At 41.6% G+C, this 15,113-nt stretch carries 15 protein-coding genes; all 15 read right to left on the bottom strand.

Annotation, left to right across the window (positions count from 1 at the left end; translation table 11 throughout):
- Positions 1 to 236 precede the first annotated feature (236 nt).
- The 15 genes from AEA42_RS08395 to AEA42_RS08325 all read right to left on the bottom strand — a co-directional run bounded on the left by AEA42_RS08395 (position 237) and on the right by AEA42_RS08325 (position 14,490).
- Positions 237 to 1,655, bottom strand: a complete 1,419-nt coding sequence (locus AEA42_RS08395; protein ID WP_055647486.1) for a hypothetical protein — start codon at positions 1,653 to 1,655, stop codon at positions 237 to 239.
- Positions 1,656 to 1,665: 10 nt separating this feature from the next.
- Positions 1,666 to 2,928: an O-antigen translocase gene (locus AEA42_RS08390; protein WP_055647485.1), complete on the bottom strand. Its 1,263-nt coding sequence runs from the start codon at positions 2,926 to 2,928 to the stop codon at positions 1,666 to 1,668.
- Positions 2,925 to 4,028 (bottom strand): DegT/DnrJ/EryC1/StrS family aminotransferase, encoded by a 1,104-nt coding sequence (locus tag AEA42_RS08385; RefSeq protein ID WP_055647484.1) that lies wholly within the window; start codon positions 4,026 to 4,028, stop codon positions 2,925 to 2,927. The genes AEA42_RS08390 and AEA42_RS08385 overlap by 4 nt, the downstream gene beginning before the upstream one ends.
- A gap of 15 nt (positions 4,029 to 4,043) precedes the next feature.
- Positions 4,044 to 4,754, bottom strand: coding sequence for a 3-oxoacyl-ACP reductase (locus AEA42_RS08380; protein WP_055647483.1), 711 nt, complete (start codon positions 4,752 to 4,754; stop codon positions 4,044 to 4,046).
- Complete coding sequence (locus AEA42_RS08375) at positions 4,747 to 5,265, bottom strand: GNAT family N-acetyltransferase (RefSeq protein ID WP_055647482.1); 519 nt, start codon at positions 5,263 to 5,265, stop codon at positions 4,747 to 4,749. Before AEA42_RS08375 ends, AEA42_RS08380 begins: the two co-directional genes overlap by 8 nt.
- Entirely contained in the window at positions 5,252 to 5,659 is a 408-nt protein-coding gene (locus AEA42_RS08370) for an FdtA/QdtA family cupin domain-containing protein (RefSeq protein WP_055647481.1), read from the bottom strand. The genes AEA42_RS08375 and AEA42_RS08370 overlap by 14 nt, the downstream gene beginning before the upstream one ends.
- The gene (rfbC, locus tag AEA42_RS08365) at positions 5,649 to 6,206 is read right to left on the bottom strand and encodes a dTDP-4-dehydrorhamnose 3,5-epimerase (RefSeq protein ID WP_055647506.1); all 558 of its coding nucleotides are present in this window, start codon (positions 6,204 to 6,206) and stop codon (positions 5,649 to 5,651) included. The genes AEA42_RS08370 and rfbC overlap by 11 nt, the downstream gene beginning before the upstream one ends.
- Positions 6,207 to 6,244: 38 nt before the next feature.
- On the bottom strand, positions 6,245 to 7,120 hold the full coding sequence (rfbD, locus tag AEA42_RS08360; RefSeq protein WP_055647480.1) for a dTDP-4-dehydrorhamnose reductase: 876 nt from the start codon (positions 7,118 to 7,120) through the stop codon (positions 6,245 to 6,247).
- A complete protein-coding gene (gene rfbA, locus AEA42_RS08355; RefSeq protein WP_055647479.1) occupies positions 7,117 to 7,986 on the bottom strand; it encodes a glucose-1-phosphate thymidylyltransferase RfbA in 870 nt (289 codons plus the stop codon). Before rfbA ends, rfbD begins: the two co-directional genes overlap by 4 nt.
- 70 nt (positions 7,987 to 8,056) lie before the next feature.
- Positions 8,057 to 9,157, bottom strand: coding sequence for a dTDP-glucose 4,6-dehydratase (gene rfbB / locus AEA42_RS08350; RefSeq protein ID WP_055647478.1), 1,101 nt, complete (start codon positions 9,155 to 9,157; stop codon positions 8,057 to 8,059).
- A 222-nt stretch (positions 9,158 to 9,379) separates the two neighbouring features.
- Positions 9,380 to 9,820 carry a DUF86 domain-containing protein gene (locus AEA42_RS08345; RefSeq protein WP_037424711.1) on the bottom strand — a complete coding sequence of 147 codons (441 nt, stop codon included), beginning with the start codon at positions 9,818 to 9,820 and terminating at the stop codon, positions 9,380 to 9,382.
- Positions 9,817 to 10,206: a nucleotidyltransferase domain-containing protein gene (locus AEA42_RS08340; RefSeq protein ID WP_037424713.1), complete on the bottom strand. Its 390-nt coding sequence runs from the start codon at positions 10,204 to 10,206 to the stop codon at positions 9,817 to 9,819. Before AEA42_RS08340 ends, AEA42_RS08345 begins: the two co-directional genes overlap by 4 nt.
- Before the next feature lie 128 nt (positions 10,207 to 10,334).
- Positions 10,335 to 11,309 (bottom strand): Wzz/FepE/Etk N-terminal domain-containing protein, encoded by a 975-nt coding sequence (locus tag AEA42_RS08335; protein WP_055647477.1) that lies wholly within the window; start codon positions 11,307 to 11,309, stop codon positions 10,335 to 10,337.
- A gap of 202 nt (positions 11,310 to 11,511) precedes the next feature.
- A complete protein-coding gene (locus AEA42_RS08330; RefSeq protein ID WP_037424719.1) occupies positions 11,512 to 11,865 on the bottom strand; it encodes a four helix bundle protein in 354 nt (117 codons plus the stop codon).
- Between the two features lie 138 nt (positions 11,866 to 12,003).
- Positions 12,004 to 14,490, bottom strand: coding sequence for an SLBB domain-containing protein (locus AEA42_RS08325; RefSeq protein WP_055647476.1), 2,487 nt, complete (start codon positions 14,488 to 14,490; stop codon positions 12,004 to 12,006).
- Positions 14,491 to 15,113: the final 623 nt, after the last annotated feature.

Genomic DNA, 15,113 nt, shown 5'->3' with positions numbered 1-15,113 from the left:
TTCATCAACGCTCGATGAATCCAGGCTGATGTATACCCCCTCAGTGATAAGCAGTGTGCAAGCTTTGGCAGGATGACATTTGTTAAGCAAAATCGATAAATTATTTTGTTCTATTTCTAATCACGTATATTACGCAATCAATACCCAACTTAAAGCATCACCAATTTTTACACTCCAGCGACAACTTGCTCACCCAAAAAAGCATTGGAGCTAAAACCAAAAATTAACACCACAATCTAAAAAGACTTATAACTTAATGTGAGTTTTTTGTACATTTTTTTAAATAGATAAATTGAAATCGCTTTGGAACTACACACTTTGCAAAGAGATAGTGTAAGATGCATTTTTATTGGTATGCTAGTGACTCTCCAATTTGGTTTTAGTTCTGGCAATATAGAATCACCATTATTGTAACTACAACTTGAAAATGATTTTACAAAATTTAATTTTACAGCATTATAACCATGTTTTTTTTCAACATTCTCTTTCATTAGTTGAATGTCTTTCTCGCATAATGAATCGATCATACTCAAAACATCTTTAACGTTATCCTTTTTAAAGGATTCAAGGGGTGTATAACCAGAATATTTACTTTTTAAGCCAACGCATAACCTGCCTTGCAGAAATTGTTCAGCAAAAGCTGTTCCTCCGGGGAAAGGATGACTATCTATATATAATTTTGCAGAACTTGTTACTTTTAGATACTCCTCATATGGCAAAGAATTTGATAAATTTAACCGCTTCCAGTATTTTAATTTCATCTTCCACCACCAATAATTGGTAGTCAAATTCACGCCTATGACCTGAAGCTTTGACTTATCATATTTATCTAACAAAGCGCTAATCAATGGCATAATACTCTGCTTATGTTCTGGTCTGTATTTGAAGGCAGAAGCAGCTGTCAGAATTAAATCTCCATTTTTAAATTTATAGTTCTCTATTAGTGTTGGCTTAGGAATTTCTATTGGTATTCCTAAAAAACATTTTTTTGAATTTAATCCGCGCATCGCATCAACTGCAATTCCATACGCACTAATTTCATACCATACATCTGAAATTGAACTCCCATAGCTAAACGTATGATCTGCATGATTAACATAATGAATTTTAATATTTTTATTTATTTTTCTTGCTAAACCACATGCCACAATTGCATATATGTCTTCTTGGTGTGTATTTAAGATAATAACTTTGTATCGCAATAAAACCTTTACGATGATGAATATCATTTCTAAAACTGAAGAGTAACTTTTACGGCTACACATTACAGTAGAAAAAAACTTTTTTTCTCTTTGTATAATATCGTCAGGAGAATTCTTAGTTATAAATAAATCAGGCACAGAATCTAGAAAAGTGGCAAGCCTTTCCATCAATCTCGTATGCCCCCCTGAATGATAAAGTTCTGAGGCTAAAAATATAATTCCTTGTTGCTCGATGCTTTCAAATAACTCCCCCCCCTTTAACAACTCTGCATAAACTATGTCTATTAAATATTCCTCTATGTCATTTAGAGAATATATACCTACATCATTGTCTCGCAGAAACAAACCCAATAGTTCAGCTTGCTCTAATGCTTTATCAAGAGGAAAATGATAGATAGTAGTCTTAAAATTGTTAATATACTCTTCTATCTTAGGGTTGACAGTCATTTGCATATTTAAAAGCTCAACTAATTGAAAAACTGGATATCCGCTTAATATTAAAAAAAACCAATATAAAATAAAGCATATAATTTATTGCATAAGCAATCGTTACTCCTACAACCCCATACTGTTTTACTAGTACATAGGTTAAAACTATTAGACTTATAGAGAAGAATATTTCAGAGCTAACAAACCATTTAGTGGCGCCACGAGATAACATAGGATAAGCGTACAACCAGCTAGCAATTTTAATCACATCTCCTGTTAATTGAATTGCAAATAGTTCACGAGCGCTACGAAATTCTTCAGTGAACAACAGTGAAATCGCCACATCCCGTAATAAATATACACAGAGCGCCATAGCTGCGACAATCGGGAGAATCACACGTACAGTTTTATTAACTTCACTGACTATAGCATCAACACTAGTTAATGATGCCAAGCGCGGCAGATAATAGCTACCCAACGCCATGGTAATCACCCCTAAATAGACTTCTGAAATTTTATACACCGCCTGCCACTGGCCTGCGGCATCCCAGCCAACTTGGTCAATTAAGATACTCCGCACAAAAATTAATGAGATCGGCACGGTTAAGGCACTGGTGATCGCCATCAGCATATACCCACTAATTTGTTTGCGCGCCTTAGGCTCTACCGCGCCCCACCAATAACGCAACTTAAACCAAGGCTGGCGAATGTTGGCAAATAGCATAACTAAGCCAATCAAGGCAGATTGTACAGACGCAGCTAGTAACGCCCCCTCAATATTATGCAGAACTATCATAACCAGCATCACGCTGCCCGAAATAAGCGCCGAGAGCATCCCAAGGCCGACATAACGCCGATATAACTGTTGGCCATTAATGACGGAATTGCAAAGAGTGCCAATTGCAGCAAAGGGCAATACGCACACTATCACCATCACTACCCAATCAAGATTTGCATCTTTAAATAAACTGTTGGCAATGGGTTTAGCTAATATAAACCCGAGTGGAATGGCAATTGCCGAAATGATTAATATCCATTGTAAGGCCGCGCGCCACCAAGGAGTGCACGCGTCAAACCCTTGTTCCTTATGCTCTGCAGTAAAACGCACCACACCGCTACCAGCGGGCGCGTTAATAATGCCGTTCAAACTGCTGACTAAGCTTTGTACTTGGCCAAGTATCGCCAAACCAGTAGGGCCAGTATAGATGGCAATTACCTTAGCAATCACAAATCCCATCGCCATGCGTAGTAGGGTTAATAACCCGGTCATGGCGGTGACTTTGAGCAAACGCTTCATCCAGCAAACTCATTCATTGCGACAATGACTTGCTTAACCGCCGCATCACTCATGGTAGGATCAAGCGGAATAGAAAGCACCTGTTGATGAATTTGCTCAGTCAAAGGCAAATGCATCTCGGCATATTGCTGATAAGCCAGCTGTTTATGCGGCGGAATAGGATAATGAATTAACGTTTGAATGCCTCTATCAGCCAAATGCTGCTGCAAAGCTTCGCGGTTTTGACAACGCACAACAAACAAATGCCAAACATGAGCAAGTTCTTCAGTCACTTGTGGCAGTATAATCAATGGGTTACTGATATGATCGCGGTAAGTTTGAGCAATATGCTGACGACGAGCGGTTTCTGCCTCTAAATGGCGCAACTTAACGCGCAACATTGCAGCTTGAATTTCATCGAGGCGGCTATTTACGCCTTGATACAGATTTTCATACTTTTTATGAGAACCATAGTTGCGCAAGGCTTTGAGGGTTTGTGCCAATTCGTCATTGTTGGTGGTAATAGCACCGGCATCGCCAAGGGCTCCGAGGTTTTTGCCCGGATAAAAGCTAAAAGCAGCAGCATCACCCCAGTTACCGGCACGTTTGCCGTTAATCTCTGCGCCATGCGCTTGGGCGCAATCTTCCAACACCAATAAGTTATGCGCTTTGGCAATCGCCATAATGTCTGACATCGGGCACAACTGGCCATATAAATGCACTGGCAGAATGGCTTTGGTTTTCGGGGTAATGGCAGCAACCAGCGTGGCAGGGTCGAGGTTATAGCTGGCTGGGTTTGGCTCAACCAACACTGGCACCAAGTCATTTTCTGTAATGGCCAGCACAGAAGCGATATAAGTGTTGGCCTGAACAATCACTTCGTCACCGGCTTGCAGTTTACCCAGTTCCTTCCAAGCGCGCAGGGTGAGAATTAATGCATCCAGCCCATTGGCCACGCCAATCGCATGTTTGGTACCACAATAAGCAGCAAACTCGGTTTCAAATTGGGTCAATTCATTACCCATAATATACCAGCCGGAATCAATGACACGGGCACAGGCATCTTTGAGTTCTTGTTGGTATTGGTTGTTGATGGCTTTTAAATCTAAGAAGTTGATCATTTTCGTTCCAAAAAATTATGATAAATACAAACCGCCATTAATTTCGTAATTTGCGCCCGTCACATAAGCAGCATGCTCGCTAGTCAAATAAAGAGTTAGATCTGCGATTTCTTCTGGCTTACATAATCGTTTTAACGGTATTGCATCAATTATTTTATCTAAAATCTCAGGCTTAATTTCTTTCATCATTTTTGTATCTGTATATCCTGGAGAAATGGTATTAACTGTCACTCCATATCTAGCACCTTCTAAGGCAAGCGCTTTTGTAAACCCCTGTATCCCAGCCTTAGCCGCACAGTAATTTACTTGACCGATCTGCCCCTTATTTGCGTTAACTGATGATATGTTGACTATTCGACCATAGCCCTGAATTTTCATCATATTAAAAACTGGTTGAGTCAGGTTAAATAGTGACAGTAAATTTACATTTATTACATGATACCAATCTTCATATTTCATCTTATGGAACATACTGTCACGCACAATGCCAGCATTATTAATTAAAATATCTGGCTTTATGTTTAACCCTGCCAATTCTTCAAGAAAATTATGACACGCTAAATGATCTGTTACATCTAATTTTCTATAAATAACATCTGCATGTTCATATGTAGGGCTTGAAGAATTGTAAGTAGCTATGACCTTTATCCCAGAACCACTTAAAAGCTTGACTATTTCAAGACCAATCCCAGTTGAGCTGCCAGTGACAAGTGCTATTCTATGCATAATAATCCTTAAACTTTTCTTTGAAATGTTCTACAGATTCTTTTGAGATTTCAAAGTAATAATTTTGTTCATCCTCACCTGTTTGTATTGCTCCAAATTTCTTATGGAAATTAATTACTTTTTCATTACCCTTCATTACATCAAAGTGACTTTTATTATATTTCATTTCGTTAAATCCAAAATCATAAACTAATAAAGCACTTTCTATCGCAGCATATCTAGTTTTATCTTCGTTAAGTATCCAACTACCCCAACAAAATGAATCATTTCTAATATCGTAAATTCTTACGGTGCCACAAGGTACGCCATCATTTCTTACAATTATAAAATAAAATTGTTTTTTATTATGCTCATCAATTTTATAGTTTCTAATCCACTTCTTTTGACCATTTAGATCAGCATCGACTTTAGATAAAAAGTTGTTATATCTAGGATCTAATCGCAGTCTTAAGACAAATTCCGCATCTGACTCTTCGATTAGGCGCATGCTTATTGTTTTAGATTTCAACATTTTCAACCTCTGCTTTGAACAGCCCATAATCCCTAATATAATCCGACTCATCATAAAGCTGATCAGCCAACACCATCAGCACGCAATCCTCAGAAAAGTCGTACATCTCCCGCCACATAAAAGATTCAATCAACAAACCTTGGGCGGGATTATCAAGCAACACTTCAACTCGTTCACAACCGTCATCAAGCACAAAGCGGCAAGAGCCACGCACAGCAATAGCAACTTGCTTTAGTGTTTTATGGGCATGAAAACCACGGCTCACACCTTCTTTGGTTTTAAAAAGGTAGTAGACCCGCTTAACTGAAAATGGAATGTTTTTCCCCTCTTCTAAGGCAATAAGCGAGCCACGATCATCGCCATGAGCTTGAAGAGGGATAAGCTTAATTTGCATGTTCAACTGCCTGTTTGAATTGTAAAAATGATTGAGCATTTTGATCTTTTTCCGAAAGCAATACACTCTCAACAGGCCATTGAATATTAATATCGAGATCATTCCATGCAATTGCACCTTCACTTTCGCGATGATAATAATAAGTGGTCTTATACAAAAACTCTGCCGTATCACTTAAGGTCACAAAGCCATGTGCAAAGCCTTCCGGGATCCACAGTTGGCGCTTGTTTTCAGCAGATAGATGCACGCCCACCCATTGGCCAAAGTTAGGCGAATTTTTGCGAATATCTACCGCCACGTCGAATACTTCACCGACCACGCAGCGCACTAATTTGCCCTGGGCATGGGGGGCGAGCTGGTAATGCAAGCCGCGCAACACGCCTTTGCTCGATTTAGAGTGGTTGTCTTGCACAAAGTTAACCGGGTAGCCGACGGCGGCTTCAAATTGCTGTTGGTTAAAACTTTCAAAGAAAAAGCCGCGCTCATCGCCGAAGACTTTAGGTTCGATGATTTTTACGGCGGGGATTTTGGTGTCGATTATCATCATATTAATGTTGAGTGCATAGAGTTGAATGTTGAATTTATTTACTGGTAGCTTGCCAATTGGTTTAGTGCAGCCAGCCAATCGCTAGGCTTAATACCGAAGGTTTGCTCAATCTTACTACAATCCAGTTTGGAGTTTGCAGGACGCTTAGCTGGAGTTGGGTATTGATCCGAGGTTATGGCGTTTACCTGGATATCTTTACTAAACAGCTTCTGTGCCTTGGCCTGCTTAAAGATCTGACTGGCAAATTGATACCAACTAACATGGGGTTTACCTGCAAAATGATAAATCCCGAAGTAGGTATTGCCGGCATGCAACGCTTTGGCTATTTCAATAAGCGCATGGGCTATATCACCAGCGTAGGTTGGGCCACCAAATTGATCAGCTACAACGCCAAGTTCATCACGGGATTGCGCTAATCGAAGCATGGTTTTTACAAAGTTATTGCCCGTTTCACAAAACACCCAAGCAGTACGCAGAATAATATGCCTCGGGCAGGCCGCAGCAACGGCCTGTTCGCCCGCAAGCTTACTGTGACCATACACCCCTTGAGGTGCAACAGCATCGGTTTCAACATACGCCCCCTCTTTATCACCTGCAAACACATAGTCAGTGGAGATATGCAGTATGCTTGCACCAACACTGTTAGCCGCTTGTGCTAAATATTCAGGCCCATAGCGATTAATGGCGTAAGAAAGCTCAACCTCTTGTTCGGCTTTATCTACTGCGGTATGGGCTGCTGCGTTGATAATGGCATCCGGCTTAAATTCATTAACGAGCTTATTGACTGCATCACGATCAGTAATATCCAATTGGTCGCGATCAACTGCCAAACATTCAATTTCAGACAGTTCAGTTAATTGCTTTACCAGGCAACTGCCTACTTGGCCATTACTTCCAGTAACAAGGATTTTCATTTTTTATCCGCCAATTGTGCCAGATACTGACCGTACTCATTTTTAAGCATCGGCTTGGCAATATTTTTAAGCTCATCAGCGCTTAGCCAGCCATTGCGAAAAGCGATTTCTTCCAAACAGGCCACTTTCAAGCCTTGTACATGCTCAATGGTTTGGACAAAGGATGAGGCTTCATGCAGGCTCTCATGGGTGCCGGTATCAAGCCAAGCAAAGCCACGGCCTAATAATTCGACATTAAGTTCACCGGCTTTTAAGTACATGTCATTAAGGGTGGTGATCTCAAGCTCGCCACGATGTGACGGTTTAACTTCTTTTGCCAGTTCCACCACCTTGCTATCGTAAAAATACAGACCCGTGACTGCATAGTTAGACTTAGGCTTAGCTGGCTTTTCTTCAATAGAAACAGCCTTCATGTCTGCATCAAACTCCACAACGCCAAAACGCTCAGGGTCTTTTACTTGATAGCCAAATACAGTAGCGCCCGTCGGGCGGCTCGCTGCATTTTTAAGAGTCTTGGAAAAAGATTGCCCATAAAAAATATTGTCACCAAGCACTAAGCAAACATTTGAGTCACCGATAAATTCTTCACCAATTATAAAGGCTTGAGCTAAGCCATCTGGTGAAGGTTGTACTGCATAGCTTAAGTTGATACCAAAATCTGAGCCATTACCTAATAACCGTTTAAAGCTATCGTTATCTTCAGGAGTTGTAATAACCAATATATCTCGAATTCCGGCTAGCATGAGCGTAGATAAAGGATAGTAAATCATTGGTTTATCATAAATTGGTAATAGTTGTTTTGACACACCTCGAGTAAGTGGATACAACCGTGTACCAGAGCCGCCAGCGAGAATAATTCCTTTCATTTAAATCAAGTTCCTAGATAAATAGGCCCTAGGTAAAAACTAGGACTTTAAAATAAAGTTGTTACAGAGATTAAATGCCTAAACGCTCTCGCTGATAGGTGCCATCTTGAACATGCTGACACCATTCTTGGTTTGCTAAGTACCACTCAACTGTTTTACGTAGGCCAGTTTCAAAGGTTTCTTGTGGTTGCCAATCAAGCTCAGCACTCATTTTGCTTGCATCAATGGCATAACGGCGATCGTGGCCAGGTCTATCGGTTACATAGGTAATTTGCTCAGCATAAGGCGTATCTTTAGGTACTAATGAGTCCAATATGCTACAAATAGTTTGTACCACTTCTAGGTTTTGTTTCTCGTTATGCCCACCAATATTGTAGGTTTCGCCAACATTCCCCTCTGTAACCACTTTGTATAGTGCACGAGCATGGTCTTCAACATAGAGCCAATCGCGGATCTGATCGCCTTTGCCATAAATTGGTAATGGCTTGCCTTCAAGGGCATTGAGGATAACCAGAGGGATTAACTTTTCAGGGAAGTGAAACGGGCCGTAGTTGTTGGAACAATTAGTCACAATCGTCGGTAAACCATAGGTACGTAGCCATGCACGTACTAGATGGTCGCTCGAAGCTTTAGACGCTGAATAAGGGCTGCTTGGTGCATAAAGCGTGGTTTCGGTAAACAGTGGCAAGAGCTGGTTACTTGTTAATGGTGAATCGTGATTAGCGTCCACCATGACTTCGTCTGGGTGAGGTAAATCACCATACACTTCATCAGTTGAAATATGGTGGAAACGAAAAGCTGATTTACGCTCAGCATCGAGCTCGGTCCAATATTGACGGGCGGCTTCGAGTAGCGTGTAAGTCCCTACTATATTCGTTTGAATAAAATCAGCTGGGCCAGTAATTGAACGGTCTACATGGGATTCTGCCGCCAAATGCATAACGACATCAGGTTGATGCTTAGCAAATACTCTATCTAATTCAGCTCGGTCGCAAATATCTACTTGCTCAAATGCATAACGCTCACTTGCCGCCACGCTTACAAGTGATTCTAAATTGCCTGCATAAGTCAGTTTATCAAGGTTAACAACGCTATCTTGAGTATTGTTGATAATATGACGAACGACTGCTGAGCCAATAAAACCAGCGCCGCCAGTAACGAGTATTTTCATTATTTACTACCAATAATTGTTGAACGTAACCATTTTGATGGTCAATTAAGGGGGACAAACACAAAAATTTTCACTTTTTTCATCTCAGCCTTCCAAACCAGACTGAGACACTTTTCATCCATTTTGAGACAGCTGTATCTTTGCTATCCCACGTAAAGCCTAGGTTTTACTGTTTTTCTAAAAACTGTCCCAATAGGCAACGAAAAAAAGCAAATTTAAAACCTAACACCCTCGTAAAAAATCTGTTGCTTTATCGCAAAATCCGCTTAGGGTTTGATAGCGGCCTTGCGCCACTATTAAGCGGATGATATTCACATCGATGTTTAAATAATCGTGTACCAAGCCATTACGCATCCCGATGATCTGCCGCCATTGGGCTAATTCATCTGCAGTGATAAATCCATGCTGATGCAATTGACTAAACGTCTGGTAAGCATCAGCAGCGGCATTAAGTTGGTATTTCTTTAAACAATGCTTAGCTAAACCGATGCATAGCTCGGTTAAAACTTGCAATAAACGTTCAATCGCCAAATAATCACGTCGACGTAGTTCACCTTGTGATAAATCGTGACGTAATTCATCAAGCTGTTGGCAATAATCTTGTTTATGTTTGGTTGCTTCAGTTAAGTACAACTGCAACCCCGCAGCTTGCTCATTATTCATTCTTTTGCCTCACGCTGCTGGTATTCAAATAAGCTATTGATACGCGATATTTCTTGCCACGCTCTAGCGCTACCATCGCTATAAATTAGCTGTCCAGTGTCGATAATTTGATACGCCAAATAGATTGGGGCTTGGTTAATATCTACCAAAGAGACTTGCTGCTCCGGCAACTGTAATTTGCCAGCCCAATCGAGCGCCAAACTATGTGGGCGCACATAACGTGCTAAGGCATCGAGCGAAAAATCATTAAACGCAATAGCTAAGTCATAATCGCTATCTTGCCTAGCTCGCCCTTGCGCTCGTGAACCATACAACCAAACAGCAGAAATGTCAGAATTTTGCTCGGCGAGTTGTTTAATGTAAGGCAGTAAATCGTTCGAAGCCATTATGAATTTATCTTATTGTTGATAGGGCTTAGAGCATGCGGTTATAGATTCTAGGTCCTAGAGCGAGCTTGCGAGCGTCCTAGCAGCGCTTTTTGCTGCCTCCTAGAGGCCGAAGGCCGTTCTAGATTCTAGTTTTGCTCTTTTCTCATAAAATGCCTTACCAGCACTAACATCACCCCTAACATACCGCCGAGCATGGTGCCTAAAACACAAATTAATGCGCGTTTGGGTTTGGCCTTTTCTTCAGGCGCTAATGCGGGATCAATGGTTTTAAATACGTATTCATCGCGTACTTCGGCAAACATAATGGTTTTTGCCTGCTCTTCAATCAATTTGTAAAGTACGGTTTTAATATCGGCGACATTGGTTAAAGCGATTTGTTGATTTAAAAACTCAGTACTGCGGTGTGCTTCAGCGACATCGCGATCTTTCATCACTTTATTAATATCTTGGATTAACCAAGTGACCCATTGCTGAGCAACGGTTGGCGATAAATGCTCTACTGAAATGGTTACCATGCCAGATTCTTTATCTTTATTAGCTGCAAAAATCTTACTGAATTCTTTATAGGCTTCCTGCATTGAAGGTTCAGGCTTAAATGGTGGTTCGACATCGCGCACCCAAGTATTGGTTTGTTCGTTATATAGCTCAGAGTCATAAATAATTTTATCCGTATCCCTATCCCATTTTTTTGCGGCCATTAAATCAGTAAGGATGTTGTGCTTTTGAATAAATTCACTGGTAAATTGGCGGGATTTTAATACTTCAATCGCCAGCTGGGTTTTATCAATACCACCTTTACCACCGAGATTAACCCCTGCAAGGCTGGCTAAACCACCAAACTGCGATGCCAAGGCACTTAAGCCACCGCCCTGCTCCTCTGATGCTGGCGCCAACAACGCTTCGGATTTATAGATATTGGGTTGCAAAATAGCAAAGGCCACAGAGGCAATCGCAAAAACAGCGGTTATGGCAATAATGAGCCATTTGCCTTGCCAGATAACGGCAAAAAGCTCACGAAGATCGATTTCGTCGTCTTGCACTTGAGGAAACCTGGCGTCGGATTGGTATGTATTTGGATTTTGAGTAATTTGTGTATTCATTGATTCTTCAGATTCTAGATTCTAGTACGCTGCGCGGCGAGAGCGCTGCGCTTCTATAAAGGCAAAAAGCTTAAAGCAGAGCGGGCTGCGCCCTTATAGAAAGAGCAGAGCGTCGCTTCGCGACTTCTAGATTCTAAAGCCACGTAGTGGCGTTCTAGAGGCCGAAGGCCATTCTAGAGCAGTGCTCTTTGCTGCGTTCTTCTTAGCTTTTACTCTTACTTTGCTTTTGTTTGATAATTGCACCTAAGATTTTGGCTAATTCTTTTGCTTCTTGAACCATAAGTAACGTGGGTTCCTTTGCCAAATATCCAACTTCAATACCTATATAAAGTTGGGTGACTAGCTCTCCTAGAGAGCCTTTGGCATAGTACAAAAAGCGAATTTGATCTTTTAGTGTTTCACGCTCTTCACCCTCAGCAATATTTGAAGGGACAGATAATCCTGAACGGGTTATTTGATCTTTAAAACCCCAATTACTTACTGATTCTGTCACTTGATATATTTGACAAGATAATCTCGAAGCTCGTTTCCAAACATCCAGTTGTTCGAATCGCATGAGAGCTCCTTTCAGTCGCGAGAATAGAGGAAAAGCAGAGCGGCGCTACGCGACTTCTAGATTCTAGAGCCACGCAGTGGCGTTCTAGAGGCCGAAGGCCGTCCTAGATTCTAGGGCCTATGGCCTGCGTTCTATCTCTTAAATCCCCGATATCGCGGCTACAGCCACAGCGGTGTTATAGATAATGCCAGTCACTTGCGTCCATAGCGTGAGGTTATCTTTGTATTCAGTATTTAATGGCACGACGATTGTGTCGCCTGGCTCCATTGAGCTGCCACCAGTAAACCACATTGAAGATTCTGGCACTTGTACTGAACCATCCGCTTTTAGTATGTAAGTACGTGATTCATCAGCACGTTTACGCGGGCCACCAGATAAGGCCAAATACTGCTCATAGGTTAAACCCGGTTTAAAGCGATGAGTACTTGGGTGTTGTACTTGGCCCATAACTGATACGGTTTGATTAGTTGCCGGAATATAAAGAGCATCGGCGTCTTCTAACATCAAATTGGCACTTTCGATGCCTAATTCAATAGCATTAATATCAACCACTAAGCGGCCAACAGTTTTCACATTTTCCAACTGATTTAACATCATTTGTGCATCGTTATACCCCACCGTTGGAGTATCTTTAGTCAAGGCTTTTGCGGCTATCTCACGGCGCAATTCGTCAGCAAGTTTTGAAAGCTCTTGCTGTTCTTTTTGTTGAATAGATTTACGTAAAAAGACTGCACTGCGAGGTGCTGCATCATGCGTCATGCCACCGGCACGATCCAACACCTGTTTTAAGGTTTCGCCGCGCTGGATACTGTAAGTACCAGGGAATTTAACTTCTCCCTTGATAGTCACCCAGCGAGTTTCTTGCCAGTCAGGTAACGTACGTACCGTTAAGATGTCACGGCTTTGCAGTTTGATATTGGCAGCAGGATCATTTTGCATCACGCGATCTAAGCTCAACTGCACATGCTCAACTTTAACCCCATTTTGCTCAGACACTTGTTGGCGAGTCAGTTCCGCAGATAAGGTGTATGCGCCTTCTTCTAGTCCACCAGCTGCAATGAGTAATTCTTTAACATCGGCATTAACCGTTATTGGATACTGCCCAGGGAAACGAACATTACCATTGATATTGACCAGTTTGGCTGCATCACCAAAACGGCTTTGCTCTTTTAGCTTTTTAATAATGGGTTTAAGCAACTCTTCACGATCGGCATAGTCAAATACAATCACGGAATCACGAGGCTTTAGCTTAGGATTGTAATGTGATTTTGGCTCACCAATGGCACGGCCAAGATTAATGCGCTCGACTTCAATATCACCCCGTTGGTTGATTTCTCGAACGAGTAAGCTGTAATCCAAGTCGGCGGAGATGGTTAAATCCCCCCAAATTGAAGGCAATAAGTCGGCAACGGTTAAGCCGTTAGTCCATTGATATTTACCAGGGCGAATTACCGCACCAGCAAGGGTGATAGCATTATCAATACGGCTTGAGGCTGAGCGCACATTGAGTAGATCGCCATTTTTAGCCAGCGTGCTTAGGCCAGAGTTTTCAGTTAAATCAACGGTAACAACAGTTTTTACCGCGTCACGACTATAGCGCTCAATAGTACTGGCTTTAGGATAAGCACCAGGATTTAAGCCACTGGCCATGTTAATCACATCTGCCATGGTCTCGTTATTTTTAAGCTCGTAAATCGCAGGGCGACGCACTTCACCAATCACGCTAACTGTGCCACCCGCTGATGGAATAAAAACCACATCGCCAGATTGCAAGCGCATATCACCCGAAGCATCGCCGCGGAGCAATAAATCATACAAGTCTAAACGGCCAATAGTTTTACCGGAGCGCTTTAGTTGAATATCACGCAAACTACCGATTTGGTTTACACCGCCGGAGATAAACAAGGCTTGAGTAATAGTTGATAGACTCGATACGGTGTAAGAACCTGGTTTGTATGCGTCACCGGCCACAAAAATTCGGATTGAACGCAATTCACCCATAGTGATATTGGACTCAATACCTATCATACTTTGGCTGATTTTTTGTTGTAATAACTCACGTGTTTCAGCAAAGGTTAACCCGACCAGTGAAATTGGGCCCAGATTCGGGAATTGCACTGCGCCATCGCGGCCAACAGTTAATGTAAACTGATTGTTTTCTTTGCCAAAAAGTTGCACGTTTAAGGTATCACCAGGGCCCATCATATATTCGGCGGGCACTGGCACATCTGAAACAGGGGCAAAGGTGCTTGGCGAGCCCGCAAAAAGATCATACCCGAAACGCTTGAGTTGATTTACTTTTTTATCTTCAATTGCTTCAACTTTCGCTTCAGTTTTAGTTGCCTGATTAAGCTTATCGTCTTCAGATTGATCAACCACATTATTTGTTGCTGCACGTGGGGTAACCACCACTGGGTTTTCAATAACTGTCGAGGTCGCCGAGGCTCCCGTGATCATTGACGGATCGATACCGTACTGGCGAGCTAAACGTTCTTGCTCTGACTTAGGTAATTGCTTGAATTGTTCAATCATCTGCGGAGAGGGCGTAACGGCTTGCGCCTGCGCGCCCATCAATATCGTGGCGCTAAGGCCAACTATGATGAATTTTTTGATTTGTTGTAACACCAGATATCTCCGATTGGGTTAAAGATGGAAAACAATGATACAGCAGAGCGTCGCTACGCTCCTTCTAGATTCTAGATTCTAGGGCCTAGGTCCTAGAGCAGCGCTCTTTGCTGCGTCCTATCAGTTGCGAAGCAACGTCCTTCTTTTCTTTCAGACACGCTACCGCCCATAGATTGCGGCCTCTATATTGCCCTTCGCGCTGCGAATATTCTAATTTTTCAAAAGGTTAAATATTTTAGAATGACGAGATTTTTACCTGCCATCAATCTAAAGTCATTAAAGTCTAAAGCCATCAAAGTTTACGATTTACACATCTAGAACCCTATGTGCTTCGATGAACCAATGACCAATACTTAATGAAAATCTAAAACCTCATACTTCTGCTACATATAAACCAAGTAAAACTTTAGTTGTACAATCAGGTTTTGGCGACTTAAATGATCCGCAAATTGTACTGCTAAACCACTACATTGCTTGTTTAATAAACGGGCACATAAATTATTTTTGATTACTTATTGTGCAAAATTTATTTTGATAAACAATGTAATAACAAAAAATCATGTAACACACTGAAATACTATAAAGTTTTTCTTTAAGCTTAATATTGCTTAAAATCAAAAAAC

Source organism: Shewanella sp. Sh95, assembly GCF_001308045.1.
GTDB classification, from domain to species: domain Bacteria; phylum Pseudomonadota; class Gammaproteobacteria; order Enterobacterales; family Shewanellaceae; genus Shewanella; species Shewanella xiamenensis.
This window is presented reverse-complemented; position numbering and strand designations above follow the sequence as displayed.